General features: G+C 70.7%; 24 protein-coding genes. 14 read left to right on the forward strand and 10 right to left on the reverse strand.

The genetic code is table 11. From position 1 onward, the window contains the following. Window positions 1-26: 26 nt before the first annotated feature. The 5 genes from ACIBP6_RS40635 to ACIBP6_RS40655 are packed head-to-tail and all read right to left on the reverse strand — an operon-like array spanning window position 27 to window position 5,288. On the reverse strand, window positions 27-1,793 hold the full coding sequence (locus ACIBP6_RS40635) for an aldehyde ferredoxin oxidoreductase family protein (RefSeq protein ID WP_397060283.1): 1,767 nt from the start codon (window positions 1,791-1,793) through the stop codon (window positions 27-29). A 53-nt stretch (window positions 1,794-1,846) separates the two neighbouring features. Then, window positions 1,847-2,692: an NTP transferase domain-containing protein gene (locus ACIBP6_RS40640; protein WP_397059764.1), complete on the reverse strand. Its 846-nt coding sequence runs from the start codon at window positions 2,690-2,692 to the stop codon at window positions 1,847-1,849. A 32-nt stretch (window positions 2,693-2,724) separates the two neighbouring features. Continuing rightward, window positions 2,725-3,732: an ABC transporter ATP-binding protein gene (locus ACIBP6_RS40645; RefSeq protein ID WP_397059766.1), complete on the reverse strand. Its 1,008-nt coding sequence runs from the start codon at window positions 3,730-3,732 to the stop codon at window positions 2,725-2,727. Further along, window positions 3,729-4,430 carry an ABC transporter permease gene (locus tag ACIBP6_RS40650; RefSeq protein WP_132607930.1) on the reverse strand — a complete coding sequence of 234 codons (702 nt, stop codon included), beginning with the start codon at window positions 4,428-4,430 and terminating at the stop codon, window positions 3,729-3,731. Before ACIBP6_RS40650 ends, ACIBP6_RS40645 begins: the two co-directional genes overlap by 4 nt. Window positions 4,431-4,439: 9 nt before the next feature. Continuing rightward, window positions 4,440-5,288, reverse strand: a complete 849-nt coding sequence (locus ACIBP6_RS40655; protein ID WP_397059768.1) for a substrate-binding domain-containing protein — start codon at window positions 5,286-5,288, stop codon at window positions 4,440-4,442. 55 nt (window positions 5,289-5,343) lie between these two features. Here ACIBP6_RS40655 and ACIBP6_RS40660 point away from each other — a divergent pair, with 55 nt between their 5' ends. The 3 genes from ACIBP6_RS40660 (at window position 5,344) to ACIBP6_RS40670 (ending at window position 8,507) form a co-directional block, all read left to right on the forward strand. Continuing rightward, complete coding sequence (locus ACIBP6_RS40660; RefSeq protein ID WP_397059770.1) at window positions 5,344-6,267, forward strand: substrate-binding domain-containing protein; 924 nt, start codon at window positions 5,344-5,346, stop codon at window positions 6,265-6,267. A 51-nt stretch (window positions 6,268-6,318) separates the two neighbouring features. Next, complete coding sequence (locus ACIBP6_RS40665; RefSeq protein ID WP_397059772.1) at window positions 6,319-7,248, forward strand: LysR family transcriptional regulator; 930 nt, start codon at window positions 6,319-6,321, stop codon at window positions 7,246-7,248. Window positions 7,249-7,343: 95 nt separating this feature from the next. Further along, window positions 7,344-8,507 carry an NAD-dependent formate dehydrogenase gene (locus ACIBP6_RS40670; protein WP_397059774.1) on the forward strand — a complete coding sequence of 388 codons (1,164 nt, stop codon included), beginning with the start codon at window positions 7,344-7,346 and terminating at the stop codon, window positions 8,505-8,507. 44 nt (window positions 8,508-8,551) lie between these two features. Here the strand turns inward: ACIBP6_RS40670 and ACIBP6_RS40675 are convergent, their stop codons facing one another. Then, the gene (locus ACIBP6_RS40675) at window positions 8,552-8,989 is read right to left on the reverse strand and encodes an ester cyclase (protein ID WP_397059776.1); all 438 of its coding nucleotides are present in this window, start codon (window positions 8,987-8,989) and stop codon (window positions 8,552-8,554) included. Between the two features lie 234 nt (window positions 8,990-9,223). Here ACIBP6_RS40675 and ACIBP6_RS40680 point away from each other — a divergent pair, with 234 nt between their 5' ends. The 3 genes from ACIBP6_RS40680 to ACIBP6_RS40690 all read left to right on the forward strand — a co-directional run bounded on the left by ACIBP6_RS40680 (window position 9,224) and on the right by ACIBP6_RS40690 (window position 10,568). After that, window positions 9,224-9,775, forward strand: a complete 552-nt coding sequence (locus ACIBP6_RS40680; protein ID WP_397059778.1) for a hypothetical protein — start codon at window positions 9,224-9,226, stop codon at window positions 9,773-9,775. An 80-nt stretch (window positions 9,776-9,855) separates the two neighbouring features. After that, window positions 9,856-10,221, forward strand: a complete 366-nt coding sequence (locus ACIBP6_RS40685; RefSeq protein WP_397059780.1) for a hypothetical protein — start codon at window positions 9,856-9,858, stop codon at window positions 10,219-10,221. Between the two features lie 155 nt (window positions 10,222-10,376). Continuing rightward, window positions 10,377-10,568, forward strand: a complete 192-nt coding sequence (locus tag ACIBP6_RS40690) for a hypothetical protein (protein ID WP_397059781.1) — start codon at window positions 10,377-10,379, stop codon at window positions 10,566-10,568. 9 nt (window positions 10,569-10,577) lie between these two features. On the opposite strand, the gene ACIBP6_RS40695 is transcribed toward ACIBP6_RS40690, so the two are convergent. Then, window positions 10,578-11,432, reverse strand: coding sequence for a hypothetical protein (locus tag ACIBP6_RS40695; protein WP_397059782.1), 855 nt, complete (start codon window positions 11,430-11,432; stop codon window positions 10,578-10,580). Window positions 11,433-11,607: 175 nt separating this feature from the next. Between ACIBP6_RS40695 and ACIBP6_RS40700 the strand changes: the two genes are divergently transcribed. The 5 genes from ACIBP6_RS40700 (at window position 11,608) to ACIBP6_RS40720 (ending at window position 16,713) form a co-directional block, all read left to right on the forward strand. Beyond that, window positions 11,608-12,705, forward strand: a complete 1,098-nt coding sequence (locus tag ACIBP6_RS40700) for a hypothetical protein (protein ID WP_397059784.1) — start codon at window positions 11,608-11,610, stop codon at window positions 12,703-12,705. A gap of 89 nt (window positions 12,706-12,794) precedes the next feature. Next, window positions 12,795-13,370, forward strand: a complete 576-nt coding sequence (locus ACIBP6_RS40705; RefSeq protein ID WP_397059785.1) for a TetR/AcrR family transcriptional regulator — start codon at window positions 12,795-12,797, stop codon at window positions 13,368-13,370. 51 nt (window positions 13,371-13,421) lie between these two features. Further along, the gene (locus tag ACIBP6_RS40710) at window positions 13,422-14,210 is read left to right on the forward strand and encodes an SDR family NAD(P)-dependent oxidoreductase (RefSeq protein WP_397059786.1); all 789 of its coding nucleotides are present in this window, start codon (window positions 13,422-13,424) and stop codon (window positions 14,208-14,210) included. A 57-nt stretch (window positions 14,211-14,267) separates the two neighbouring features. After that, entirely contained in the window at window positions 14,268-14,714 is a 447-nt protein-coding gene (locus ACIBP6_RS40715; RefSeq protein WP_397059788.1) for a hypothetical protein, read from the forward strand. A 469-nt stretch (window positions 14,715-15,183) separates the two neighbouring features. Beyond that, entirely contained in the window at window positions 15,184-16,713 is a 1,530-nt protein-coding gene (locus ACIBP6_RS40720) for an FAD-dependent monooxygenase (RefSeq protein ID WP_397059790.1), read from the forward strand. Between the two features lie 44 nt (window positions 16,714-16,757). Here the strand turns inward: ACIBP6_RS40720 and ACIBP6_RS40725 are convergent, their stop codons facing one another. After that, entirely contained in the window at window positions 16,758-18,080 is a 1,323-nt protein-coding gene (locus ACIBP6_RS40725; protein ID WP_397059791.1) for an MFS transporter, read from the reverse strand. Window positions 18,081-18,222: 142 nt separating this feature from the next. Next, entirely contained in the window at window positions 18,223-19,824 is a 1,602-nt protein-coding gene (mdlC, locus tag ACIBP6_RS40730) for a benzoylformate decarboxylase (protein WP_397059793.1), read from the reverse strand. Between the two features lie 131 nt (window positions 19,825-19,955). On the opposite strand from mdlC, the gene ACIBP6_RS40735 reads away from it, so the two are divergent. From ACIBP6_RS40735 to ACIBP6_RS40745, 3 genes are all read left to right on the forward strand, one after another. Next, window positions 19,956-21,470: a sensor histidine kinase gene (locus tag ACIBP6_RS40735; protein ID WP_397059794.1), complete on the forward strand. Its 1,515-nt coding sequence runs from the start codon at window positions 19,956-19,958 to the stop codon at window positions 21,468-21,470. 57 nt (window positions 21,471-21,527) lie between these two features. After that, window positions 21,528-22,166 carry a response regulator gene (locus tag ACIBP6_RS40740; RefSeq protein WP_223189376.1) on the forward strand — a complete coding sequence of 213 codons (639 nt, stop codon included), beginning with the start codon at window positions 21,528-21,530 and terminating at the stop codon, window positions 22,164-22,166. A gap of 215 nt (window positions 22,167-22,381) precedes the next feature. Beyond that, entirely contained in the window at window positions 22,382-23,845 is a 1,464-nt protein-coding gene (locus tag ACIBP6_RS40745; RefSeq protein ID WP_397059796.1) for an aldehyde dehydrogenase family protein, read from the forward strand. 55 nt (window positions 23,846-23,900) lie between these two features. Here the strand turns inward: ACIBP6_RS40745 and ligM are convergent, their stop codons facing one another. Further along, complete coding sequence (ligM, locus tag ACIBP6_RS40750; protein WP_397059797.1) at window positions 23,901-25,304, reverse strand: vanillate/3-O-methylgallate O-demethylase; 1,404 nt, start codon at window positions 25,302-25,304, stop codon at window positions 23,901-23,903. Window positions 25,305-25,330 lie beyond the last annotated feature (26 nt).

The raw sequence follows: 25,330 nt of genomic DNA on the forward strand, positions 1-25,330 counted from the left end.
GGACGCACGACCTGCCGGCAGCATGGTCACGCGTCGAGGAGCAGGTCCGCGAGATCAGCCGCCGCGACCCGCCCCTCCTCGTCCAGGCCGCGCGCGGCGTAGTAACCGGAGATCATCGACCGCAGGCGGTCCGCGTCCAGCGCCGCGCGACGGCCGGAGCCGAGCTCCAGCGGCGTTTCCAGCATCCGGGCCGGCAGCGTGTCGTCGGCCGCGGTGGCCCCCTCGCGCAGGTTGAACGCACGCTTGGCGCGGACGATCCGCCGGGCGGTGTCGCGCAGCTCGGCGGCGTCCGTCTGCCATCCGGTGACCAGCGCGAGCAGCCTGGCCCACTCCGTGAAGGGGTCGTCGAAGACGCCACGCAGGAACTTGCAGAGGATCATCGAGTCCATGACCGCGGCGCGGTCCTCGGTGTCGACCGCGGCGGCGACATGGGCCGCGCCACCGGCCAGCCGGTCGAGGTCACCCGACAGGTCGGCCTCGTAGGCGCCGGAGCGGTTGTGGTCGGCTCCTCTGGCGTTCACCGCGAGGCCGAGCGCCATCGCCTGCAGGCTGCGCGGCTCGTAACCGGGCAGCTCCAGCCCCTTGACCTGCGGCGCGAAGTCGATCGAGCCGTGCCCGACCACCTCGGCGGCCCGGCGTGAACCCTGCGCGAGCAGCTCCCCCAGGCCCGGCGACCGCTCCCCGATCGCGTCCAGCGCGCGCAACAGCGCCGCGCCGTCACCGAACCGCAGCCACGGCTCGTCGAGCAGGCCGCGTTCGGCGCACTCCATGGCCCACGCGATCGTGCCGCCCGCGGAGATGGTGTCGAGGCCCAGCTCGTCACAGCGCGCGCTGGCGGCGAACACCTCGTCGGGGTCGGACACCCCGCACAGCGGGCCGAGCGCGAAGACGTTCTCGTACTCCATCCGCTGGCTGCCGCCGCCCTTGCGCGAGTAGATGTGCTCGCAACCGATGGAGCACGACGCGCAGCTGTTGCGCGCCACGCCGCGCAGCTCGTGCAGCTCCTCGGCGGCCAGGCGGGGCGCGCCTTCGAAGGTCGCCGCGGTGAAGTTGCGGGTGGGCAGGGTGCTGACGGCGTTGAAGGCCAGCAGGTTGGCCAGTGTGCCCAGCTCCCGGTACTTCGCGGTGGCCGGGCCGAAACTGCGCCGGCGCAGGTCGCGGGCGGCGGCGAGAACCCCTGCCTGGTCCGCGACCGACACCTTGGTCGCCGCCTTGACCAGCACGGCCTTGATGTTCTTCGCGCCCATCGCCGCGCCCAGGCCGCCCCGGCCGGCGTGGCGGCCGTCATGGCTGATGGTCGCGTATCTCACCTGGCGCTCGCCCGCCGGGCCGATGGCCGCGGTGCGCCAGTTGCGGCCGAACCGCTCCTTCGCCGCGGACTCCGCTTCGGCCGCGGACAGCCCGGCCAGCTCGGGAGCCGGTTCGAGCCGCACGCCGTCGCCGTCGATCAGCAGCACCGACAGCTCGTCGGCGCGACCGCGGATCACGATCGCGTCATGCCCGGTCAGCTTGCCGGCGATGGCGAACTGGCTGGACGCGAGGGCGTCGGTCAGCAGCCCGGTCAACGGCGACTTGGCCACCACCGCGAATTTCGCGCTGGTCGTCAGCGGAGTGCCGACCAGCGAGGAGAAGACGAAGGCCAGCGGCGCCTCCGGGGCCAGCGGATCGACCCCGGCGGGCGCCAGCCGGTGCATCAACCACGTGCCGAGGCCCACGCCGCCCAGATAGGACCGCAGCACCCGCTCGTCCAGCTTGTAGGGGGCGCTGCTCGCCTCGCTGCCGAGGACGTCCACGAGCAACGCTTGTCCGAAAAATCCACCAGGCGCCATGTCCTGACCCTACGACCTCAGCCGCCGGCGTCCGCGGACAGGAAGGCGACGGTGTCTCCGGCCACCAGGGGCAGCGACTCGTCCCGGGTGACCTGATCGCCGTTGAGCGCGGCCACGACGTGACGGTTCAGGGTCAGCCCGGCCTCGGCCGCAGCGGCCCCGAGCGTGGCGGCCCGGACACCGCGCGGCCGATGGCCGCCGTTCCTCGCGAGCGCGCCGAAGCACTCCACCACGACCTCCGGCGGCTGCCGGTCCCGGGCCGCCGCGTAGTCGTCCGGGGAGTTGACGTTGACCACGGACTCCAGCGTCGGGTCGTGCCGTGCGAGCTCGGCGTCGGCCAGCAGGTCCTCGTCGCTGAGCCGCGCCACCTCGCAGTGCTTGAAGAGCATGCCCGGACGGAGGTCGCCCGCGGCCAGCAGGTCCTTGACCAGCCCGGCCAGGGCGGTCCGGTAGCCGGCGGCCAGCGGCTGCCGGAATCCCCGGGCCACCGGCAACGCGACGTCCGTCCCCGGCGTCAGGGCGCGCAGGACGCGGCGGACGAACGCCGGGTGGAGGAACGGCATGTCGGTCGAGCAGACGAACGCCGTCTCGGCCCGGTCGGCCACCGCCGCGAGCCCCACGGCCAGCCCCTGCATGGGGCCCAGCCCTTCCACGGGATCCTCGACGACCGAGACCCCAGAGGGCAGCGGCGGGAGCTCCTGCCCGGGCGCGGCCACCACGACGACCGGGCCGTCGACCGTCCTGGCCAGGACCGCGGTGGCCCGGTACAGCAACGTCGAGCCGTGCCATTCCAGCCAGGCCTTCGGCCGGCCCATCCGCGTGGAGCGCCCGCCGGCAAGCACAACGCCCGCAGAGGTCTGCATGTCCGCATGGTAGGCCACGATGCGGAACGCGGTCACAACGGGGCAGCATGGCTCATTTCGGTCAACGGCCGGGCGTGCCTGATCCTGACGCGGACGCTGCTGCCGATCGGGGGCAGCTCGGTGGTGAGCAGGTCGCCGGGGTGCAGGCAGGTGAGCGGGCCGGCGGAGGTGTCGACGTCGACGCGGGTGGCGATGCCGAGCGCGACGGTCCTGCGCAGCGTTCCGGTCACCTCGGCGGAGTCGTCGGACGGATGGAGCACGAGCTGAGTGTGCTCGGGCCTGGCCACGAGGGTGTGCGGCCGGCCGGTGAGAGCCGGCGGGAGGAGGTTGGTGTAACCGAGCAGCCGGGCCGTGTCGGCGTCACCGGGGTGGTCGAGCACCTCGGCGGTCGGGCCGTGCTGGCGGATCCGGCCGCCGATCAACAGCGCGGTGTCCTCGGCCAGGGCGAGGGCCTCCTGCCGGTCGTGGGTGACCAGGATCGTGGCGGTGGGCTGCCCGGTCAGCGCGGCGCGCAGGTCGGCGAGCAGGTCGGCGCGCGTGGTGCTGTCCAGCCCGCTGAACGGCTCGTCGAGCAGCAGCACCCGAGGTCCGACCGCGAGCGCGCGGGTGATGCTGACCCGCTGGGCCTCGCCGATGGACAGACTGCGGGCGTCCCGGCCGGCGAGGGGCGCGAGGCCGAGCGCCTCGATCCACGGCCAGGCGCGGGCATGGGCCTCGCGGCGGCCCACGCCGCGGAAACGCAGCCCGCTGATCACGTTGGCGGCCACCGTGCCGCGGCGCAGGATCGGCCGTTGCAGCACGGCCACGAGCGCGTGGCGCATCACTGACCGCGTCGCGGGACGGCCGTCGAGCAGGACCTGTCCGCTGACCCGATGGCCGCTGAGCAGGCCCAGCGCGCGCAGCAGGGTCGACTTGCCGGCGCCGTTGGGGCCCAGCACGGCCAGCGTGCGCCCCGACGCGACGTGCAGCTCCGGCACGCTCAGCAGCTCGCGGCCGCCGGCGTGCACGCGCAGGTCGCGGCACCCGATCCCGGCGCTCATCGCGGCACCGTCTGCCGCTGCTGGATCAGGGTCAGCGACAGGTTCACGCCGAACGCGATCAGCAGCAGGATCAGGCCGAACGCGATCGCGAGCGAGAACTGGCCCCGGCTGGTGGCCAGCACCGCGGCGGTGGTCAGCACCCGGGTCTGGCCGGCCAGGTTGCCGCCGACCATCTGCGCGGCCCCGACCTCACTCACCACCGCGCCGAACGCGGCCATCGCCCCCGCCAGCAGCGGCAGCCTGGCCTCCCCCAGCAGCGCCGCGAGCGCGCGGATCGGGGTCGCTCCGAGCGCCTGCATCTGTACCCGGAAGTCGGGGTCGGCCTGCTGCAGCGCGGCCGCGACCAGCGCGACCACGATCGGGGTGGCGATCGCGCCCTGGGCGATGACCATCGCGGTCGGGGTGTAGAGCAGGCCGAGCCCGCCCAGCGGCCCGCTGCGCCACAGCAGCACGGTGACGAACAGGCCGACCACCACCGGCGGCATGCCCATCCCCGTGTTGGCCGCCGCCAGGATGACCCGCCGGCCAGGGAACCGGGCCAGCGCCACGGCCGCGCCCAGCGGCAACCCCACGAGCAGGGCGATCGCGGTCGCGGTCAGCGAGACGCGCAAGGTCAGCGCGATGATCGACCAGCTGTCCTCGTCCCCGGACAGCAGCAGCCTGATCGCGTCCGCCAGCCCGCCGAACAGCACGTCCATCGCGTGACCTCACAGGCCCAGTTTCGCTTCGTCCTTGCCGGCGTCGGGAGTGAACAGCGGCTGGCCGTACTTCGCCCGCCCGAACTCACCGATGAGCCGCTGCGTGGACGGGGCCACGATCCAGTCGGCGAACGCCTTCGCGCCGTCGGTCCGCACCCGGTCGCCTGCCTTCTTCGTCATCTCGATGACGTGGTAGACGTTCAGCAGGCCCGGGTCGCCCTCGCTGAGCACCTCCAGGGACAGGGTGTCGCGCTGGGTGAGATAGGTGGCCCGGTCCGACAGGGTGTAGCCGGCCTTCTCACTGGCGACGCGCAGGGTCTCGCCCATGCCCTGCCCGGTGGACTGGTACCAGGATCCGCCCGGGGTCACCCCGGCCTTGGACCAGAGGTCCTTCTCCTTGGAGTGCGTACCCGACTGGTCGCCCCGGGAGACGAACACCGCCTGCTCGTCCGCGATCTTCTTCATCGCCTCCGCGCTGCTCGTGCCCCGCACCTTGGCCGGGTCCGCCTCCGGACCGAGCAGCACGAAGTCGTTGTGCATCACCAGCCGTCGCGCGCCGGCGCCGCCCTCGGCCACGAACTTCTCCTCCGCGGCGGGGGAGTGCACCAGCAGCACGTCGGCCTCGCCGCGACGGCCCAGCTCGATGGCCTGACCGCTGCCGACCGCCACGGTCTTGACCTGCCAGCCGCTGTCGCGGGTGAAGACCGGCAGCAGCTCGTCGAGCAGCCCGCTGTCCTGCGTGCTGGTCGTGGTGGCCAGGATCAGCGACTTCGGCGCCGGGTCTCCTGGAGCGGCTCCGCACCCGGCCAGTAAGGCCATCGCCAGCGAGGCCAAGACAACCAAGATCCTGCTACGCATTGAGGTGACCCTATCTGTGCTACTTCAGAGGAGTGCAAGAGTAAGCTGCGCAAGTGTGACCCGATATCGGGAAATTTGCAACGATCTCGCCCAGCGGGTAGGCGCGGGGACTCTCCAGCCCGGCGACGAACTGCCGGGCGTACGCGAGCTCGCCCAGCAGTGGCAGACCACCGCCTCCACCGTCAGCCGCGCGCAACGTCAGCTGGCCGAGGCGGGAGTGCTGGAGCTGGCCGACCGCCGCCGTGCGCGCATAGCCCCTGGGGCCGTGCTCGCCGCCCGGCGGTTCCTGCACGCGGAGTCGATCTTCACCCTGGCGGGCAGCGACGACCCCGCTCTCGACCTGCTCGCCGGCGCGCTGCACGGAAAGCTGCGCATCGTCACCGGTGAGGGCAGCGTCGCCGGACTCGGCGCGGTGCGCCAGGGTCGCGCCGACGGCGCCGCCGTCCATCTGCTGCACCACACCGGCGTCTACAACGCGCCCTTCGCGCGGGGCATGCTGCGCGGCCTGGAGCCGTACCTGATCCACCTCTGGCGACGCGAGCAGGGCCTGATCGTGGCGCCGGGCAACCCCCACGGCATCACCGGCATCGCCGATCTCCCGGGGCGGCGGGTCTGCTCGCGACGCCCGGGCACCGGTACCCGGATCCTGCTCGACCGGCTGCTGCTGGCCGCCGGTCACGACCCGGACGACCTCCGTGGGCCGCAGGTCGGCACCCATCTCGAGGTCGCCCTGGCCGTCGCCACCGGCACCGTCGACGCCGGCCTCGGAGTCCGTTCGGCCGCGACCGACCTGGACCTCGACTTCATCCCTGTCACCTGGGAGGACTTCGACATCGGGCTGGACAAGCACGCCCTCGACCCGGCCGCTCATCTCGTCGACGCACTGCGCACGCCGGCCCTGCGCGACAGGATCTCCGCACTGGGCGGCTACGACACCTCCAGGTCCGGCGACGTCACGAAAGTGCCCGACCCGGCGTAGTGCGGCGATCTCGGGGTGGACGGGACGGGCACGCCCGGGACATCCTGTGGCGTGCTGTTGCGCCAGTTGGAGTATCTGGTCGCCCTGGCCAGGGAGCGGCATTTCGCCCGCGCCGCCGCGGCCTGTCACGTCTCCCAGCCGTCGTTGTCGGCGGCCATCCGCAAGCTCGAACGCGAGCTGGACGTGCCGCTGGTCCGGCGGGGGCAGCGGTTCGCCGGGCTCACCCCGGAGGGCGAACGGGTGCTGCTGTGGGCGCACCGCATCCTCGCCGACGCCGACGCCCTGCGCCAGGACCTGTCGAAGATGCGCGAAGGGCTGTCCGGCACGCTGCGCATGGGCGCGATCCCGACCGCGCTGACCGCCGCCTCGCTGCTGACCACGCCGTTCTGCGAGCGATATCCGCACGTACGGGTGCTGCTGACCTCGCTGTCGTCGCGGGAGATCGCCCGGCGGCTGGCCGAGTTCGAGATCGACATGGCGATGACGTACCTCGACGACGAGGAGGAGGACCTCGGCGAGGTGCGCGTCAGCCCGCTGTACGAGGAGCGCTATCTGCTGCTCACCCCGTCCGACGGTGAGCTGGCCGACCGGCAGGTGGCCCGCTGGGCCGAGGTGGCCGCGCTGCCGCTGTGCCTGCTGGCCCCTCAGATGCGCAACCGACGCATCCTGGACGCCAACTTCCGGCGGTCCGGGGCGGTGGCCGTGCCGGCGATCGAGACCGACACCGTCTCGGCCCTGTTCGCGCACGTGGCGACCCACCGCTGGTCGAGCGTCATCGCCCACGCGTGGCTGCACATGTTCGGCGTGCCCGAGGGGATGCGGGTCGTGCGGCTGGAGCGGCCCGCCCGCGAGCCGCGCGTCGGGCTCGTGCTGGCCGGCACAGGCCCGGAGTCCGTGATCGCCAGAGCCATGCTGGACATCGCCAGGGACCTCGACCTGCGTGAGGTGTTCGACCGGCTCGCCGGCCGGCACCTGGCATAGACACCGCCTATCACTCGATAGGGACAAACGTTTTGACCTGCGGAAACTCCTCGGCGGACAGTGTGATCAACCCCCGACGACGAGGAGCGGAGACCATGGCGAAAGTGCTGTGCGTGCTGTACGACGACCCGATCGACGGACACCCGACGGCCTACGCGCGAGACGGCCTGCCCGACCTGGCCGGCTACCCGGGCGGCCAGACGCTGCCCAGCCCCAAGGGCATCGACTTCACCCCCGGGCACCTGCTCGGCAGCGTCTCCGGCGAGCTGGGGCTCCGCCGTTTCCTCGAGGAACGCGGTCACACGCTGGTGGTCACCTCCGACAAGGACGGCGACGGGTCGGTCTTCGACCGCGAGCTGCCCGACACCGACGTGGTGATCTCCCAGCCGTTCTGGCCCGCGTACCTGACCGCCGAACGCATCGCCCGCGCCCCCAGGCTGAAGCTGGCCGTCACCGCCGGCATCGGCTCCGACCACGTGGACCTCGACGCGGCCATCGCCCACGGCGTCACGGTCGCCGAGGTCACGTACTGCAACAGCATCAGCGTCGCCGAGCACGCGGTGATGATGATCCTTTCCCTGGTCCGCAACTACCTGCCCTCGCACCGGACCGTGCTCGACGGCGGCTGGAACATCGCCGACTGTGTCAGCCGCTCCTACGACGTCGAGGGCATGCACATCGGCACCGTCGCCGCCGGCCGGATCGGGCTCGCCGTGCTCCGGCGGCTCAAGCCGTTCGACGTGCACCTGCACTACACCGACAGGCACCGCCTGCCGGCCGAGGTGGAGGAGGAGCTCGGGCTCACCTTCCACGCCGACGCCGCCGCCATGCTGCCGCACTGCGACGTGGTGACCGTCAACGCGCCGCTGCACCCGGAGACGGAAGGGCTGTTCGACGACCGGCTCATCGCCACGATGAAGCGCGGGGCGTACCTGATCAACACCGCCCGCGCCCGGATCGCCGACCGCGACGCGATCGTGCGCGCCCTGGAGAGCGGGCAGCTCGCCGGCTATGCCGGCGACGTCTGGTACCCCCAGCCCGCCCCGGCCGACCACCCGTGGCGGACGATGCCGCACCACGGCATGACCCCGCACATCTCCGGCTCCTCCCTGTCGGCGCAAGCCCGCTACGCCGCCGGCACCCGCGAGATCCTGGAGGCGTGGCTGGACGGCACGCCGATCCGGGAGGAGTACCTGATCGTCGAGGGCGGCGCCCTGGCCGGCACCGGAGCCCACTCCTACAGCACCCGGACGCGCTAGCGGCGGCGGGCGCGGCCGCCTGTCCTCAGGAGGCCGCGCCCGTGTCAGACGCGTTGCCGGCCGAAGGTGATCACACCGCCGAGCTGGGCGCCGAGTTCGAGCTGGTCGTAGAAGATGCGGTGCGACGTGATGTAGCCGTCCGCGACCTCCGACAGGCTGCACGCGCGCACGGCGATGGGCCGCCCCGTCGGCTCCAGCACCTCACCACCCGGGACCAGGTAGAGGCCTTTGTGGGTGCCGGTCAGGGTGTACTCCGCCACGAGGGTGTCGCCCGAGATGGTCACCGACTTGGGCGTGCACATCGAGTCGGGGAACGCCTCCATGAACTGCCGGTAGTAGGAGGCGACCTCCTCGCGGTCCTGACCGATGCCGTCGGGCGCCACCAGAACGGCGCGTGGACTGAAGCATCCGGCCAGGCCGTCGAGGTCGTGCCGGTTGAACGTCCTACGGAGCTGGACCAGCACGTCTAGAGGATCGGACATGAGAGGTTCCCTTGTCAGAACGAACAGACGTGGGCGAATTGCCCGATATGTCATGCTTCGCCACCATAGCGCGGCCAAGTTACGCCCGACCCCCGACGTGGTCGAAGTAACACGTCACCGTTCGCGCCCTTCGTCAGTGATCTCCAAGCACTCGATCCCCCGACGGCCGGCTCAGGACACAACGCGGCATCGCGCGTGTCCTCGACGCCGGCGCCGCCGATACGATGCCCGATCATGCGACGTCTGAACGGGGTGCTGATCGGCGCTGTCTTCGGGATGGTCTTCGTGGCCGTCAACGCCAACGCACCGCTCCCACCCGTGGCCGGCACGATTCTCCGCGCTCTCGCGACCCTGGGCCTCGCGGCCGTGATCGTCATGTGGTTCGTCGCCATGCGCCGGACCAGGGGCGGCACGGACACCGGCGGAGACCCCCGTCCCGGGATGTTCAACCGCAAATACGTGGTGATCGTCGCTCTCGAAGCGATCGCCCTGTTCGGCGGCATCCAGGTGTTACGCCTGCTGGGATGGCCGTCGCAGGCGGGCGTCGCCTGGACGGCCCTCATCGTCGGGGTGCACTTCGTCGCGCTCTGGCCGGTCTGGCGCGCGGTCAGCATCCTGATCCCCGGGATCGGCCTGACGGTTCTGGGCCTGGCCGGGCTCGTCATGGTGTGGACGCAGGCCGTCACCTGGGTGCCGTTCGTGAGCGGCGTACTGTCAGGCCTGGTCCTCCTGGCCGGATCGCTCTTCTACGCGTGGCGACAACTCCGCGCACTGACGGCACGCTAGCCCCCACCACCCCTCACGTCGGGCGGGATGATCGCTCGCACGCAAGGGCCGACGACAATGCTCAGGAGTAGTCTGCTCCTGTGTGCACATACGGGATGGTCACCTACAAGGTCCACTACGTGTGCGTTCCCTGCCGGCAGAGCCACAAATTGCCCTGGGACGGCGCAGAGCACCTCTGCACGCACTGCCGCCGGCCCATGCTCTTCGCCGGCCACGACTTCGCCGCACCACGCAAGTCCAAGGACCGCGAGTGGGCAGCCGTCGCGGCCGTCCTGGGAGCGGGACTCCGCTACGAGGGGTTCGAGCCGTGCGGCTGTGGCCAGGAGCCGAAATACCGTCCGCGCACAAGCGCGCAGGTACGAGCCCGGCGCAGGATCGCGGCCCGCAAGGGACTGACCGACGCCGAAGCACTGGCACTACGCGACCCCGCCGACGCCTGGCGTTGAGCAACGAAGCCCTCGCCCATCGACCGCCCTCGCCCTCGCCGAACGTCAGCCGCCTAGAATCCACTCGCCCGGATGTGGCCGGAGGCATGAGTGGCTGATCTCCCATGACGGGGGGCCGGAAAGCGGACAAGGCCCTGCAGGCCTGGACCTCCTGGATGGCGACCATCTTCGTGGCTTTGCTGGTCTCGGATCTCGTCACCGAAGGATTCACGGCGGACCATCTCATCGCCCGGCTTGTTGTGTTCGGAGTCGGCTGGTTCGCCGGGATGCTCGTCATCCGCCGGCGAGCGCGTCGGGCGACCGACGGGCCGGACGGGCCGGACGGGCCGGACGACGCCGGCTCATGAGTTCGGCGGTCACCCGGCGTGACAGGGGGCCGATGAGTGGAGGCAGACGGGGAGCCGGCTCTTCGCGTCCAGCACCACGCGGGCGCCCAGCGGCTGCCCGAGCCGGACGACGTCCGCACCGGACCGGCCGACGCCCGCGCACAGGCGACTGCCGATGTGCTCCTGAACCTCGATCCCGAGGACCACGACGTCGCGCCGCTCATCGGTCCGCGAGCGGACGGCCGGCCTGTCCCGACTGTCGCAGACGCCGTATTCGTAGCTCACCCGCAGCGTGCGCTCGTCGAGCACTTCGAAGCTTGTGACGTCGGCGGGCAGGTGGCGGCCGACGGCGTCCTCGACGGTGCCGGCCGTGGCCAGGTCGACCGCGACGTGTTCGACCGCGCCCGGCAGGTTCGAGAAGGACATCCGCCACGCCGGGACGGTGGCCATGCCGCGCAGGGTCCGCACGCGCATGGTCGCGAAGGTGGCAGCGGTCATCTTGTACGCCCGGTCGTCCTTCACGGAGGCCTCCTCGTCGTAGGGGGACAGCGCGACCAGCGCCCGGCGCGCGCCCATCACGGGGACCCGCATGGTGGAGCCGTCGTCCCAGCGGATCCACGCCTCGTCCGGGGTCGCGGGGAGCGGGCCGGCCACGGCGAAGCCGTACTCCTCGTCACTCAAGATCTGCGTCTCGACGTCCCGCGGCATCTTGCTCAGGCCCTCCACCGGCACGAACCCGTCGCGCCAGATCTCCGCCGCACCGCTGGTCCGCCAGGTCCGGACGGCACGGGCGGCGTGGTCGTCGAAGGTGAGTCGTCCGATGAGGAGGTGGCCGTCACTGAGGAGCAGCGTCACCGCCAGGAGCGTCACGAGCAAGCGCAGCATCCGAAGATTGTCGAGGGTCACCGGCGACAAGGGCGGAGAGGTACGGGCAGTGGTCGGGCGGTCCAGCTTTTTGTCGCCGCCGTCCTCTACGCTCCGACCCTGTTGATCAATGGGATGGCGGCAGGAGACGGGGTCCATGGCGCGGTTGTTACGCGGTTGCGATGACGAGATATGGGTGCAATTCGGACAGCTGGCGGTCTTCTTCGAACGCAACGAGGGCGATCTCGTGCTCGAAAGCCCCGACGGCGAGGATCACCCCGCAACCGTCCGGCTGGAGGCGTGGGATACACCGCCGCCCGATCCCGGGGCTCCCTGGCTCCCGGTCGAGGACACCACCATCGAGGGCGGCACCGGGTTCGTCACCGTGGGTTCGGTGGCCGAAGAGGCGAGCCGGCGATTGATCATCGGCCCGCCCCACTTCCTGTACGGCGTCACCGCGCACGTTCAGCGGGGTGAGGAGTTGCCGGAGTTCATCTTCGAGGAAGAGTTCGAGCGGGCGTGGGAGGAGCGCGCGCCCGAGCGATGGCTGATCAGGTTCTGGCCCCTCCGGGACGTCTTCGACCCTGCCCGGCACGCGCGTCCCGACAGGGCGCACGGCCGGCGGCCGCGCGCGGTCGAAGTGCCGGTCTCCGCAGCCGAGCACTGGCCCGTGGCACGGCTCGGCCACCGGCAGGCGGCCCTGCACAAACAGCTCGCCCGCCAGGGGATGACCATGGCCGACTTCCTCACCGCCCAGGGCCTGCCGCCGGACATGCCCTTCGACCGGTGGCAGGCGGCGATGGCGGAGCGGGAGGCGCCCGCCCTCGCCGAACGCGAAGGATGGCCACACTGGCTGACCGAGCTCGTCAAGAAACACCCGCAGATCATCGGCCACCGGCATCGCCTGCCGGAGACGGTCGAGCAGTGGGCCCCCGAGGGGCGTGAGGAGCGGGTCCGGAACCTTGCCGAGTCCCTGCACACCGCCGAGATCCTCAGCCCGGACGGCGGCGCCTTCACCGCCGACATCCAGGCGTACGAGCCGCAGCCGGGCGGAACCTACCGAGGCTGGCGCTGGGACTACGCCAATCGGCCCGCTCATGAAACCTTCGGTGTCGACCGACGCGTCGTCTGCCACGACACCATGAGCGGAAAGGTGCTGGTCACCGGCATCGTGACGGTCCTGGGCCGCGACAGGCAGGGCGGCTATGAGGTACGCGACGCCACACCGGCCGAAGCAGCCCGTCTCCGCTGCGCGGAAGCGGCGTGGAGTGAGCCGGACGAAATGGCCGGATGACCGCCGGCGGCAGGGAGCTGCGGCGCCACCGCGTCAGTTGGGCGCCCACGTTTGTTGACCGATCAGTTCCTTATTGCTAGGTTCTTCACATGGGCAGGCCAAGGACGTTCGACATCGACACGGCGGTGGATCGCGCGATGGAGTTGTTCTGGCGTCAGGGGTTCGAGGCCACCTCGACGGAGGATCTCGTGGAGGGCCTCGGAATCGCCCGGGGCAGCCTGTACAAAGCGTTCGGCTCCAAGGAGCAGCTCTACGCGCTGGCGCTTCGCCGTTACTGCGAGCGCCACGCGGTGGGGCTGATCGAGATCCTGGAGCGGGCGGATCAGGTGCGTCCGGCGGTCAGGGCGGCGCTCCTGGAATTAGTGGAGGCCGACCTGAGCGATCCGGAGCGGGGGTGCCTGCTGGTCAACGCGGCCACGGAGCGCTCGGCGCACCCCGACACGGTGCGGCAGGTCTCCCGCACGATGGGCCAGATCGAGGCGGCCATGGCCGGAGCACTGGAGCGGGCCCGCGCCCGTGGGGAGATCGCAGCGGACAAGGATCCACGGGAGCTGGCCCAGTTCCTCACCACGTTCCTGCAAGGTCTGCGGGTGATGGGCAAGGCCCGCGCGGATCGCGCATTCCTCGAAAACGCCGTCGAGGTCGCCCTGGGCGCGCTCGACTGATTTTTTGTTACCCGAATTTGGAATCAAACAGTCAACAACTTGGGAGTAGTCATGGATCTCGAACTGCGGGGCAAGGTCGCCATCGTCACCGGCGCGAGCAAAGGCATCGGTCTCGCCACCACGGCGGCGCTGGTCGGGGAGGGCGCGCACGTGGTGGCGAGCAGTCGTACGAGCACCCCTGAGCTCGACGCCCTGGCCGCCCGTGGCGTCACCGTGGTGCTCGCCGACATCTCCGACGCGGACACCCCGCAGCGGCTCGTCGACGCCGCGCTGTCGACGCACGGGCGCCTGGACGTGCTGGTCAACAACGTCGGCATCGGCGGTGTCCGGTCAGGCTTCCTCGACATCGACGACGCCGCGTGGGCGCGGATGTTCGACGTGACGTTCTTCAGCGCCGTTCGCACCAGCAGGGCCGCTCTGCCCGCTCTGCTGGACAGCCACGGGGTGATCATCAACATCAGCAGCATCAACGCCCGGCTGCCGTTCCCGATGGTGGTCGACTACTCTGCGGCGAAGGCCGCGGTGGCCAGCCTGACCAAGGCCCTGTCGGAGGAGTTCGCACCGCGCGGCGTGCGGGTCAATGCCGTGGCGCCCGGCCCGGTGCGCACGCCGTTCTGGACCGCCCCGGGCGGCTTCGCGGACGCCGTCGCGGCCGGCGCCGGTGTCACCGCCCAGCAGGCGCTCGACGAGGTGGTGCCGCAGAGCATGGGGATCAGCACCGGCCGGATCACCGAGCCCGGCGAGGTCGCCGACCTCGTGTTGTTCCTCGCTTCCGCCCGCTCAGCCAACACCACCGGCGCGGAGTTCACCCTCGACGGCGGCCAGGTCAAGACCCTCTGACCTCTACCGAAATCCGGGGGGCGGGGACGGTACTCGGTTGATCGTACGCTTGCGGCCATGAGCGATCTTCGCACTGCGTCGTTCGATCTCGGCGTCCACTACAGGCAGGCGTACCTCGTCGACGACACCGACGACGCCCTGGGGCCGGACGGATTACCCGCCGATCACCCTGAGCATCCTGTCGGGATCATACGGGTGAATCAGGGCGGCGCCTTCCTGATCACGGGCCTGCACACCGGAGCGGTCGGTTTCTCGGTGACCGTGGCCGCCCACGACCCGGGCGCGGAAACCGACGGGTACGAGGACATCGTGGAGATCAGCTTCAGGTCGGAGGCCGGACACCTGTCCCTGCACGAGTGGGGCGGCGATGACGTCCACGAACTGCCCACGCTGCCCGCGGGACCAGGCTGGTACCGGCTGCGCCACCACGCTCAGAACATGGACGAGGCCGCGGAGGTGGACACCTCCGACGAGATCATCGACCGCTACCTCCTGCAGATCTGACCTCAGGAGGAGTCGACACCGCGCACGATCAAGAGCACGAGCGGACAACTCGCTTACTGGCGCAGGCCCCGCTGACACCCCGACCGTAACGGCGTATCCGTCGGTGTGGTCGCGGGGAACGTGCACAGCAGCGCGTCCGTTCGCTTCGGCCACGCGAACGTCGCATCCTCTCGGCGCCCGGGTCGATGTGCTTGCCGGCGGTGGCCGGTGCCTGGGGCGGGCCGGTCGCCGACGTCGCGTTCCTCAGCCGGAGGCGAGGCCACGCCCGGGGCGCTCGCGAACAGCGCGGTCGTACAGTGAAAGAAAGGCTGTCGTGACAGGTGGCTGGTGCCGACCCAGGTGATCAGCATCGAGGGCTCGCAGGCCGAGGCCCGCAAACGTAGCCGTGACAACAAGTCGCCGTACAACAAGTCGCCGTCTCCTCCCGGGCGATCACATGGCAAGTCGCTCATAGGAACGGGAGACGCTGATGGCGCTCTTTGACACCGATGTGCTGATCGTCGGAGCCGGCCCCACGGGCTTGCTGCTCGCGGGTGACCTCGCCGCGAGAGGCGTCGCGTGCATGATCGTGGAGCGGGAGCCCGGAGGTTCGAAGCTCTCCCGGGCATTCGTCGTCCACGCAAGGACGCTGGAACAGCTCGACGCCCGGGGCGTGGCCGACGAACTGATCGAGACCGGCGCGATCTTCGAGACGATGCGGCTGTTCGGCAACCTGGAACTCGACATGTCCCTTCTGCGGTCGCGGTTCCCGTTCCTGCTGTGCACCCCGCAGTACAACACCGAACGCGTGCTGGAAAACCGTGCGTCCAGGCTCGGCGTGGAGGTTCTGCGGGGAATCGAGGTCGTCGGTCTCCGGCAGGACGCCGACGGTGTGGACGTGAGCATGCGCATCGCCGGCACCGTACACACCCGGCGAGCGAAATTCGCGGTGGGCGCCGACGGTGTGCGCAGCGTCGTACGAGACACGCTCGGCGTTCCGTTCCTCGGGCGTTCCGCGGTGGATTCGGTCATGCTGGCCGACGTCCGCCTCAGCCGGCTCCCAGCCCATGAGCTGGCCCTTCTCAGTACCAGCGGGGAGGGCTTCTGCTTCATCGCCCCCTTCGGAGACGGGCGGTACCGGATCATCGCGTGGGACCGGCGACGGCCGCTTCCCAGCAGTGCACCGGTCACTCTCCAGGAAGTGAGCGATATCGCCCGCCGCGTCATGGGTAGTGACCTCGGCCTGCACGACGTGCGCTGGCTGACGCGGTTCCACAGCGACGAGCGGCAGGTTCCCGACTACCGTGTGGGCCGGGTGTTCCTGGCGGGCGATGCCGCGCACGTTCACTCTCCCCTGGGCGGGCAAGGGATGAACACCGGCCTGCAAGACGCGGCCAACCTCGGCTGGAAGCTCGCCGCGGCGGTCCAGGGCTGGGCGCCGGACGGCCTGCTCGACAGCTACCACGCCGAACGGCATCCGGTCGGCAGCATGGTTCTGGCACTCAGCGGTCGCCTGCTCACGACGGCCCTGGCCCGTACCCGGCGTGCCAGGGCCATACGTGCGACGCTCCCCATCATCAACCTGCTCCCGCCGGCCGCCCGGCGGCTGCGGGAGACCATGTCGGGCCTCTCGATCTCCTACTCCGTGCCTCCGGGATCGCACCCCCTGGTCGGCCGACGAGTGCCGGACGTTCTCCTGACCGGCGAAGCGCAGCGGCTGTACGAGGCACTGCGCGCCGGGCGTTTCGTGCTCCTGGCCTCCGCCGACGAGCCCGCCGTGATGGGAATCCCGCTGCCCGCCACAGTGATGCACGCCACGCCGATGAGCGGCCGTCTGCCGGTCATGCTCGTCCGCCCGGACGGGTACATCGCCTGGGCGAGCACCGCCGAGGATCCCGCCACCCGTCTCTCCGGTCTGCGTTCGGCCCTCACAGCATGGTGCGGCGCGCCTCCGACGTCGTCTGATCACCACCTCGGCTCCGCACCCTCAGGCCGGTCTGACCAGCGTGCTCGGGGGTGACGGGAGGCCGCCGTCGAGCAGGAGAGCCCCGCGGTCCGGTTCCTTCAGCCGGTCGAAGGGGTCGGCGTCCTTCGCTCGGCGCTCTCCCCCTCCGGTGCGGTGATCTTCCGGATGCCGAACAGGGACAGCAAGGTGATCAACGACAGCGCGGACACGTACAGGGCGATCGCGGTCGAGGACTGATAAGTCTCGAAGAGGGCGGTGGCCACGATGGGGGTGAGCGCACCGCCGATCATGCCGCCGAGCTGGTAGGCGATGGAGATGCCGCTGTAGCGGTAGCGCACGTCGAAGATCTCGGTGAACAGGCCGCCCTGCGCGCCGGCCATGAGGCCCTGCACGATCGCGGCCACCACGAACGCCAGCAGCGCAGCGCTCCAGTCACCCGTGTTGACCAGGGCGAACATCGGCACCGGCCAGATCACGGCGGTCACCGCGCCCAGGATGTACATCCGCTTGGAGCCGAATCGGTCCGACAGCACGGCCGACGCCATGATCGTGCCGATCCACACCACGGTGGAGGCCAGGATCAGGGTGAGCAAGGTGCTGCGCTCGAAGCCCACCACGGTCGTCCCGTACGTGAGCATGTAGACGATCACGGTGTAGCCGATCGCGGGCGCCGCGATCGAGGCCAGGCTCGCCAGCGTCAGGTTGCGCGGCTGCCGCCGGGCCAGCTCGGTGAAGGGGACCCTGCTGGTGGCGTTCCGCCGCTTGACGCGCTCGAACTCCGGCGCGTCCTGCAGCCGGGTGCGGACCACGACGCCGAGGATCACCAGCAGCACGCTGAGCAGGAAGGGGATGCGCCAGCCGTACGACATGAAGGCCTCGTCGGACAGGCCGGAGACGGCGAGGAAGGCCAGGTTCGAGGTGAGCACCCCGACCGGCACACCGAACTGGGCGAAGCTGCCGAAGACGGCGCGGCGACGTGGCGAGGCGTGCTCGGTGGCGATCAGGATGGCGCCGCCCCACTCTCCGCCCACGCCGAAGCCCTGCACGATGCGCAGGACGACCAGCAACAGCGGCGCCCCGATGCCGATGGCGGCGTAGGTGGGCAGCAGGCCGATCGCGAACGTCGCCCCACCGGTCAGCATCAGGGTGAGGATCAGCATCGATTTGCGGCCGATCCGGTCACCGAAGTGGCCTATGACCGCCGCGCCGAGCGGGCGGGCGACGAATCCGACCGCGAACGTGGCGAAGGCGGCGAGCGTGCCGGCCGCGCTGGAGGCCTGCGGGAAGAAGAGACTGCCGAACGCCAGCGCCGCGGCAGTGCCGAAGATGTAGTAGTCGTACCACTCGATCGACGTGCCGACGAAGCTCGCCGCGAAGAGACTCTTGGTCGATGGTTGCCTGGTGGATGCGGGGGAAGCCACGGGGGGTGCTCCTCGAACAGGCGGAGGGGGCCCTGCGTTACGAAGATCTCACAGGTGACCTAAATGTAAACTCGCCGCCACGGCCGTTCGTCAGTCTTCTGACGGTGGCCCGTCTACGTCATATGTCGCACCCCGCGGGAGTTCACCCGAGCGGGCGGGTCTCCGCCCTGATCGGCACCTCCAGCAGCCGCGGCCCGCGTCCCGGCCCTGCCTTCGCCAGCTCGGCGGCCAGCTCGTTCCCGTCCGACACGCGTCGCGCGGGCATGCCGTAGCCCTCTGCGATGCGTGCGACGTCCAGGCCGGGCAGGTCCAGGCCGGGAGCGTCCGTCACGCCGAGCTGGGAGACGAAGCCGCGCAACGCTCCGTAGGTGCCGTTGCCCAGCACGACGAAGGTGATGGGCAGGTGCTCCCGCACCGCGGTCCACAAGCCGGCCACACCGTACTGGGCCGCGCCGTCGCCGAGCACGGCCACCACGGGCCGGCCGGGGTCGGCGAGCGCCACCCCGACCGCCGCGGGCAGCCCGAACCCGAGCCCGCCTGCGGCCGGGAAGAACATGCTGCGCGGACGGTCGAGGTCGAGCTGCTCCCAGAACTGCGAGGTGTTCGAGGTCGACTCGTTGATCAGGCGGACGTCGCGAGGCAGGGTGCGCGCCATGCGGGCGAACACCGCACCGGCGGTGAAGGGCGCCGTGTCCTCCAGCGGCGGATCGGGCCGGTCCACGGGCGCGGGCGCGGGCCGCGCGGGCGAGTCCGGGATCGCGTCGAGCAGTTGGCCGGCCACCGCCCCGACGTCGGCGACGAGCGCGTCCCCGAACGCGCTCCTGGCCGCCGCCTCCGGGTCGAGGCTCACCGCGATCAGCTCGGCGCCCTCCGGCAGCCACGGACCCGGCCGGTAGGCGTGGTAGCGGAAGACGGGGGCACCCAGCACGAGAACCAGGTCGTGGCCGGCGAGGCGCTCGGCGACGCCGGCGATGCTCGGCGGCAGCACGCCTCGCCACAGCGGGTGCCGGGTGGGGAACGGACAGCGCGGCGGGGTGGGCGCGGTCCACACCGGCGCCCGCAGCCGCTCGGCCAGCGCGACCACCTGGGCGAAGGCGTTCTCCTCGTCCGCCTCGGGACCGATCACCAGCACAGGCGCCTTCGCCTGCCGCAGGCGGCCGGCCAGCTCCGCCACCACCTCCGCGGACGCGGCACCGGCGGCACGGACGCGGCGCGAGGCCAGGTGCGCGACCTGGTCGGCGTCCGCCTCCTGTGCCCAGTCGTCCCAGGGCAGGGACACGAACACCGGACCGGCCGGGGGCAGCGTGGCCAGGTGGAAGGCCTGCGACAGGGCACGCGGCACGTCCTGCGGACTGGACGGCTCGAACGCCCACTTGACGTGCGGCTCGGGCACGCGCGTCATGGCCGGCTCACCGAGCACCGCACCCAGCCCGATCATGGACCGCGCCTGCTGTCCGGCGGTGATCACCAGCGGCGTCCGGGAGGCACGGGCGTTGGCCAGATTGCCCATCGCGTTGCCCAGCCCTGCCGCGGAGTGCAGGTTCACCAGCGCCGGTCGGCCGCGGGCCTGGGCGTAGCCGTCGGCCATGGCCAGGACCGCCCCCTCGTGCAGCCCGAGCACGTAGCGGAAGTCCGGTGGGAAGCCGTCCAGGAAAGGCAGCTCGTTCGAGCCGGGATTGCCGAAGACAGTCGTCAGCCCCCACGTACGCAGCAGGTGGTACGTGGTCTCGCGCACGGTCGGCATGTGGTGCACTCTCCAGATTCACCTCGAACGTGTCAATGCCCGACCGCGTGTCCAGGACCGGCCGTCATGAGCCGCACTTCCCGCTGCGGGGAAGTGTTGGCGCGGAGGAGGGCCGGGGCGATGATGTGGGTGTGCCCCAAGCCTTGGACCCGTCCATCCGTACCGGCCACCACACGATGCAGGCGCTCGTCGAGGTGTCGGGTGACGGCCTGGCCCTGCTGGACGTGGAAGGCCGCTTCGTCATGGTCAACGAGGCGGCCACGCAGGTGCTCGGCCTGCCCGCCGCGGAACTGGTCGGGCGGACCGCTCCGTTCGTCACCGCCCCGGACCGGAACGGGCCGTCCACACGCCATACCGACGCGTGGACGGCTCCGGACGGACGCCGTTGCGACCTCGAATACCGCATCTCGCCGGTGGGGGGCGAAGGGTATGCGGTGTGGTTCAGCGACGTGACCGAAGCCCGGCGCCAGCAGCGGCGGCTGGCCGCCATCACCCGGGCGGCATCGCGGGTCGCCGGCTCCTGCTCGCTGCGCGCGACCCTTGACGCGGTGGCCCACGAGATCGTGCTGACCGCCAACATCGCGGCCGTTCAGATCCTGGCCGTGGACGATCCCGCGGACGAACTCCGGGTGCTGGGGATGGCGGGCTTCGGAGACGCCCCCGACTTCATCCAGCGCCTGGGCGCCTGCCGCCGGCGAGGCGCACAGGTGCTCTTCATGGAGGCCATCAGGACCAGGAAACCGGTCGTGGTCCGGCACCGCAGGGCCGTCATCATGGCGGATCCGCGCTGGGCGCCGCTTCACGAGATCATGGATCGCCCGAACTGGGACGACTTCGTGTCGCTGCCGTTGATCGTGCGGGACCGCATCGTCGGTGTGATCAACACCTACTACGTCCCCGGCGAGGATCCCTGCTCGAATTCGCTGGCCTTCCTGGAGGCCATGGCCGATCACGCCGCGGTCGCCATCGACACCGCCTCGCTCCTCTCCCAGACCCGGTCCCAGGCACAGGAGCAGGAACGCCGTCGGCTTGCCCGCGAGCTGCACGACTCCGCGGTCCAGCAGCTGTTCTCCATGCGCATGCAGGCCAAGGCGCTTCGTGCCGAGCTCGACCGGGCCAGCGCCGGCCCCGCCACCGTCTGCAACGCCGCGGAGGAGATCGCCCAGCTCTCCGAGAGCGCGCTGGCAGATCTTCGCAGGCTCGTGTTCGAGCTGCGCCCCCTGGACCTCGGCGCGCAGTCACTGATCGACGCCGTCCGCACGCATGCGGCGAGTGTCGAGACGCGCACCGGCATGGCCGTACACGTGCGGGTCTCATCCGACCTCGACCCGGACGCCGGCATCGATCTTCAGGAGGACGTCTACCGCATCGTCCAGGAAGCGCTGCACAACGTGGTGAAGCATGCCCGGGCGACCTCGGTGGACATCCGCTTCGCCAGGGCCGGTGAGGGCGGCATGGTCGTCGAGATAGCCGACGACGGATGCGGGCTCGGCCTGGCGCCCGGCCCGGCGGCGGCGACCCTGCGGAACAAACTCGGGCTCGTGTCGATGCGCGAACGTGCCGAGCGTTGGGGCGGACGGCTGGCGGCCGGTCCTCGGCAGGCCGGCGGCTGGACCGTCACGGTCACGCTACCGTCGGCGAGGTAGAACGGCGGCGGAGAAGGAATGTCGATGAGCACCTCCAGGCCAGAGGTCATCCGCGTCATGGTGGTCGACGACCACGCGATCGTACGGCGCGGCCTCCTGGCCTATATGGCGACAATTCCGACATTTCACATGATCGGAGAGGCCGCCAACGGAGAGCAGGCCATCGCCCTGCTGAACGAGTGGCGCACTCTCGGTCAGCCGCTGCCCCACGTCGTGCTGATGGACTTGCAGATGCCCGGCATGGGAGGGATCGCGGCCACCGAAGTGATCACCAGAACGCATCCGGACGTCAAGGTCGTGGCGCTGACCAGCTTCGGGGAGGTCGAGAGGGTGCACAGCGCGCTCGCCGCCGACGCGGCGGGCTATCTCCTCAAGGACGCCGACCCCGACGAGGTGGCCATGGCCATTCGCGCGGCGGTGACCGGAGGGATGCACCTCAATCCGACCATCGCCCGCCAGCTCACCCGGCGGATGACGGCCCCGCCTGCCGGCCTCACCTCGCTGACAGCCCGGGAGCGGGAGATTCTCATCCTGATCGCCGAGGGGAAATCCAACCGGGACATCGCCGGCCAGCTGACCATCAGCGAGCGCACGGCCCGCACGCATGTCAGCAACGTGCTCGCCAAGCTCCAGTTGTCCTCCCGGACGCAGGCCGCGCTCCTGGCCATCCGCGAAGGGCTCGTCCCACCGAGCTGATCATTGTCCCGCCGTACGTCATTTGTCGCAGTGGACCGTGCGGAATCGACAGGTCCAGGTCGTCATTATCGCGAAGACGCGCTCCGTAGGGCGCTATAGCGTCCAGGCAACACGCCTAGCCGAAAGCTGGCGCGGCATCCCACAACGCGACAGAAGGGAGGGAGCGGCCTGGACCCTCTCCGAGCCGGAGATGTGGTGTCCGCGCCGCGATCTCGATGACTGCTGACCCGATGTCCGCCGGCGACCTGGTGACAGGTCTGGTCATCGACGGCGAGACCGTCGCCACCGCGGAAAGAATCCCGGTCCACGATCCCAGCCGTCCGGACACCGTCGTGGGCTGGGCGGCGGCGGCCACTCCCGCGGACTGCGAACGCGCCGTCGAAGCCGCTCAGCGGGCCTTCACCGGCTGGGCCGCCAGGTCCGCGGCCGAGCGAGCCGAGCTGGTGCTCGCGGCCTTCGAACCGCTCGCCGGATCGGCCGCCGCCCGAGCCGAGATCCTCACCAGGGAGAACGGCAAGTGCCTGCAGGAGTCACACATCGACCTGGCCGTCTTCGAGGTACGCTCCCGCGTGGCCGCCACGCTGGCGGAGGGCTTCCCCCCGCTGAGCACGCTGGCGGCGCCACCCTTCGCCACACAGATTCACCGGGTGCCGGTCGGCGTGGTCACCGTCATCGTGCCGTTCAACTGGCCGCTGGCCATCCTCGGGGCGAGCCTGCCGTACGCGCTCATCGCCGGCAACACGGTCGTGGTGAAGCCGCCGCCCACCGCGCCACTCGCGATGGTCGAGACCTTAAGAGTGATGGCGCAGCAGCTCCCGCCGGGGGTGCTGAACGTCATCACCGGCGGTAATGACGCCGTCCAGCCGCTCCTGACCGATCCTCGCGTGCAACACGTCGTGTTCACCGGCAGCACCGCCGGTGGCCGCGCCGTCATGGCGCTGGCGTCCCAGTCGCTGGCCAGGATCACGCTGGAGCTCGGCGGCAACGACCCGGCGCTCCTGCTCGACGATGTCCGGCTGGACGAGGGCATGGTCGGCGCCCTCGCCGGCGCCGCCTTCATGACGACCGGTCAGGTGTGCATGGCGGTCAAACGTGTCTACGTTCCCCGCTCGCGCTACGCGGAGCTGGTCGAGGCCATGGGCGCCGCGCTGGACGGCCACCGTGTGGGCGACGGCCTCGATTCCCGGAGCACGATGGGCCCGTTGAACACGGCACGGCAACGCGACGTCGTCCAGCAGATGCTGGAGCAGGCGCGGGCGAAGGGCGCGGAGATACGCGAGTACGGCAGCGTGGACGAGGACGCCGTCGCCGGCGGCGGCCACTTCCTCCGTCCGGCGCTGGTGCTCGATCCGGCGGAGGACCTGCGGGTCGTCACGGAGGAGCAGTTCGGCCCGGCCCTGCCGATCCTGCCCTACGACGACCTGGACGCCCTCGTGGAGCGGCTGAACTCCGAATGGTCGGGGCTGTGCTCCTCGGTCTGGTCTCCCGACGTCGACCGCGCCACGGCCGTCGCCGCGCGGTTGCGCACCGGCACGACCTGGATCAACCAGGCCAACGCGTCCGCCTGCGACGACCGGGCTCCGTTCGGCGGCTTCCGGCAGAGCGGTGTGGGCCGGGAAATGGGACCGGACGGGCTTCTGGAGTTCACCGAATCCCACGTGGTGACCGCTCCGGCGTGATCACCCGGGCCCTGCCGTGCCCCTGATGAAGGCACGGCGGGGCTGGGCGAGCGCGTCAGACGGTGGCGGCAGTACGCCAGCCGGGCCGGTAGCTCTCCCGGGCCATCACCGAATACGGCGCGGGGCTCACGATGGCGCGCACGGCGAACTGCTCGTGCGGCTGCACGGTCGGCTTGCGGCTGCCGCCGTCCGGCTCACCCCAGATGACGCGGACTTCGGCGCCGAGCGGGACGTCCGGATCGACGGTGGCGAGGGACAGGGCTCTGCGCTCGTTCGCGCTGTAGCCGGTGAACATCGACAGGCCGACGAGGTTGCCGTCGGCGTCGGTCACCGAGTCGTAGTTGGACGAGCCGTAGTTGGCGTTGGGCAGGTCGAAGAACTGGTAGCCGGGGCCGTTCAGGTCGACGGGGGCGGCCAGCAGCCGGGCCACGTCCTCGGCGTGCCAGGCCAGGGTGACCTTGCGCCGCTGGGTCTCCGGGACGACGGCCGCCAGCGCGTCGCGCCCGATGAAATCATGATCGAACTTGACGAACGGTCCGTAGCCGAGGTCCCACGGGTTGACGTAATAGTCCTCGATCTTGTCGGAGACGAAGCTGCCGGCCAGGGCGTTGGTCGCCTCGTAGCTGTCGGCGCCGAGCCATTCACGGTACGGCCGGAGCTCCTCGCTGGTGTAGACCGCGGGGAGCGGCGACGGGATCCACCCGGATTCGAGGGTGTTGCAGGAGTAGGCACGCGCTCCGCAAGGTTCGAGCCCGAACTCGCGGCCCGCTTCCAGGATGGCGTCCCGCACCTTGTCATAGGTCTCGTACGGCCCCCACAACTCCAGGCCCGGCGCGCCGGCCATGCCGTGACGCAGGGTGCGGACCCGCTCGCCGGCGACGTTCATGTGCGCCATGCGGAAGAACCGCAGCCGTTCCACGGGGCCGCCGTTGACCTTCTCGATGATCTCCCACGCACGGGGCCCCTGGATCTGGAAACGCCACAGGTCGCGGCTCACCTGCTTGCCGTAGGGCCGCGACGGTGAGCGCGGGTCCAGCCGGATCTCGACGTCGTATCCCGCGCCGGCCCGGAACGTGAGCCAGTTGGCGACCGGGGCGCGTCCGACGAAGATGAATTCCTCGGCCGCCTCCCGAAAAAGAATGCCGTCGCCGATGACGCCTCCCTCGGGGGAGACGGGGACGAACTGCTTGGCCGAGTCCACCGGGAAATTGGCGACGCTGTTGACGCCGGTGTCGGAAATGAGCCGCAGGGCGTCCGGGCCGGAGACGAACAGGTTCACCATGTGGTGCGACTGGTCGTACAGCACCGCCGTCTCGCGCCAGGCGATCACTTCCCGGCGGAAGTTGGTGAACTCGTACGGGACGACCGGATAGATGTAGGCCCCGAGCTGGGAGTTCCGCAGCAGCTCTACCGTGTTGCCGGCCTGGTCGAGGATTTCTTGGAGGTTTTTCGCGCTCATGTACAGCCCGTTCCTGTGCGACACCG

The organism is Nonomuraea terrae, from assembly GCF_044465245.1.
Taxonomy (GTDB): domain Bacteria; phylum Actinomycetota; class Actinomycetes; order Streptosporangiales; family Streptosporangiaceae; genus Nonomuraea; species Nonomuraea terrae.